3 protein-coding genes are annotated in these 2,460 nt (G+C 74.1%); 2 read left to right on the top strand and 1 reads right to left on the bottom strand.

Annotated features, from left to right (window positions below; genetic code table 11):
* On the top strand, window positions 1-760 hold a 760-nt coding region (locus AB0K09_RS32325), incomplete at its 5' end, for a DUF5005 domain-containing protein (RefSeq protein ID WP_366068959.1).
* 68 nt (window positions 761-828) lie between these two features.
* Window positions 829-1,473 (top strand): DUF4291 domain-containing protein, encoded by a 645-nt coding sequence (locus AB0K09_RS32320; protein WP_366068958.1) that lies wholly within the window; start codon window positions 829-831, stop codon window positions 1,471-1,473.
* 14 nt (window positions 1,474-1,487) lie between these two features.
* Here AB0K09_RS32320 and AB0K09_RS32315 read toward each other — a convergent pair.
* Window positions 1,488-2,460 (bottom strand): AMP-binding protein (locus tag AB0K09_RS32315; RefSeq protein WP_366068957.1); only part of this gene is annotated, 973 nt, incomplete at its 5' end.

Genomic DNA, 2,460 nt, shown 5'->3' with positions numbered 1-2,460 from the left:
CCCCGGTCCGCCGGGCGGCTCGTGGTACTGGGCGCGGGCCGGTGTCCGCGACGGGGCCGGTGCGGCCGTCGTCTACGCGCGGTACGCCCGTACCGGCCCGGGGCCGCTGGAGGTCTCGTGGCGCGGGAACGCGCTGGCGCGGTTCCGTCCGGGCCGCTTCGGCCGGCCGTGGTCGCTGACCCCGCTGCCGTCCTCGGCCGGTGTCTCCTGGGGGGCGTGGCTGGAGCGGCGGGGCGGGCGTACGTACATCTACGGCACGGAACGGGCGCCCTCCGGCGGACAGTACCTGCATCTGGCCCGGGTGGACGGCCCGGATCTGCGGCGCCCCTGGTCGTACCGCACGGCCGGCGGATGGTCGGCCCGCGAGCGGGCCTCGGCGCGGCTGGCGGCGGACGGCGGGCCGCTGCTGACGTCGGACGAGCTCAGCGTGGTGCGGCACGGGTCCTGGTACGCGCTGCTGACCCAGCGGGCGGACCGGCCCTTCAGCGCCGAGCTGCGGCTGGCCTGGGCGCGTACGCCCTATGGCCCGTTCACCCGGGCGCGGACGGTGTACACGGCGCCGGAGGCCGGCGCGCGGGGCGACTACCGGGACGCGGACGTCTTCGCCTACAACCCGCACGAGCATCCCGAACTGGCCCGGCGGGGCGAGATGGTGATCTCGTACAACGTCAACAGCCTGGATCCCGGTGACGTCCTGCGACACGCGAGCATCTACCGGCCACGCTTCCTGCGCGTCACGCTGGGGCCGCCGGGCCGGTAGGCGGTGCCGGGCGGGCGGTACGGAAAATCGGTGGCCGGAGCCCCGGCCGGGATCGCAGGCTGTGCGCTGTGAGCCAAGCCGTGAACCAAGCCGTGAACCAAGCCGCGAGCGAACCGAAGCACCGCATCCGTGCCCTGCACACCGACTCCACCGTCACCGTCTACCAGGCCTACGCACCCGGGATCGGGCTGGCGGCGGCGCGCGAGGGCAGGTTCCCGGGCTCGTGGAAGCGGGACCGGATGACCTGGATCAAGCCGTCGTTCCTGTGGATGATGTACCGCTGCGGCTGGGGCACCAAGGAGGGGCAGCAGACGGTGCTGGCCCTGGAGATCAGCCGTGCGGGGTTCGACTGGGCACTGCGCAACGCCTGCCTGTCGCACTACCAGTCCGGTGTGCACGCCGACCGTGACGAGTGGCGGCGGCAGCTGGCGAGCGCGCCGGCCCGGGTGCAGTGGGACCCGGAGCGGGACGTGCGGCTGGCGCCGCTGCCGTACCGGTCCCTGCAGCTGGGGCTGTCCGGGGAGGCGGCCCGGCGGTACGCGGACGAGTGGATCGTCCGCGTGACCGACGTGACGCCGCTCGCGCGGGAGACGCACGCGCGGGTACGGAAGGGCGCCTGGGACGCGGCGGCGGCGCTGCTGCCCGAGGAGCGCCCGTACCCGGCCGGCGACGAGCTGCTCGCCCATCTGCGACCGGGCGGCGAGGGGCACTGACGTCCGGCGGCCGGTCAGGCCTCGGTGCGCTCGGCCTCGCGGCGCAGCAGCTTCTTGTCCGGCTTGCCCGCCTCGGTCAGGGGCAGCGCCTCGACGAAGTCGATGCGGACCGGCTCGTACATCGCGCCGCGCTCGCGGCGGACCAGGGCGCGCAGCTCCTCCGCGTCGACGCCGCTGCCCGGCACGGGCACCACGGTGGCGTGGACGCGCTCCATGCGGTCGGTGTCGCGGGCGCCGTAGACGGCGCTGTGCAGGACGTGCGGGTGGGAGTTGAGCAGGTCCTCCAGTTCGGAGGTGTAGACGTGACCGCCCACCACGATGATCATGTCCTTGAGGCGGTCGGTCACCGTCAGGTATCCCTCGGGGTCGAGGAATCCGATGTCCCCGGTGTGCAGCCAGCCGTCGCGCAGGACCTCGGCGGTCAGGCCGGGCTGCTTCCAGTAGCCCCGCATCAGCCAGCGGGAGCGCACACAGATCTCGCCGTGCTCGCCCACGGGCAGGTCGCGGCCGTTCTCGTCGCGGACGGCGACCTCGACGTCGGGCAGCACCTTGCCCGCCGACCGCAGCCGGTCGGGGCGGGCCGGGTCGTGGTCCTCGGCGGCGAGCACGCTGATGCCGCCGGCCTCGCTCTGCCCGTAGAACTGCACGAGGACCCGTCCGAAGCGGCGTATCGCCTCGGTGATGCGGGCCGGGGACGCCGGGCAGCCGCCGTAGGTCAGGGAGCGCAGGCTGGAGGTGTCGGTGCCGGGCGCGGCGGGGTGGTCCATGAGCCGGTACAGCAGGGGCGGCAGGACGAACATGTGCGTGATGCGCTCGCGTTCGATCGCCGCGAGCACGGTGGCCGGGTCGAAGTCGTCGAGGATGACGACGGTGCCGCACGAGCGGAGCATGCGGTCGGCGACCATGCCGGCGGCGTGGGCGAGGGTGGTGCACACCAGCTGCCGGGGATGCGGCTCCTCGTCGTCGAAGAGTCCCGTGTGGACCTCG

This window comes from Streptomyces sp. NPDC049577, from assembly GCF_040675635.1.
In the GTDB taxonomy this organism is placed as follows: domain Bacteria; phylum Actinomycetota; class Actinomycetes; order Streptomycetales; family Streptomycetaceae; genus Streptomyces.
The sequence above is the reverse complement of the archived record's forward strand: the minus strand, read 5'-3'. Positions and strand labels throughout refer to the sequence as shown.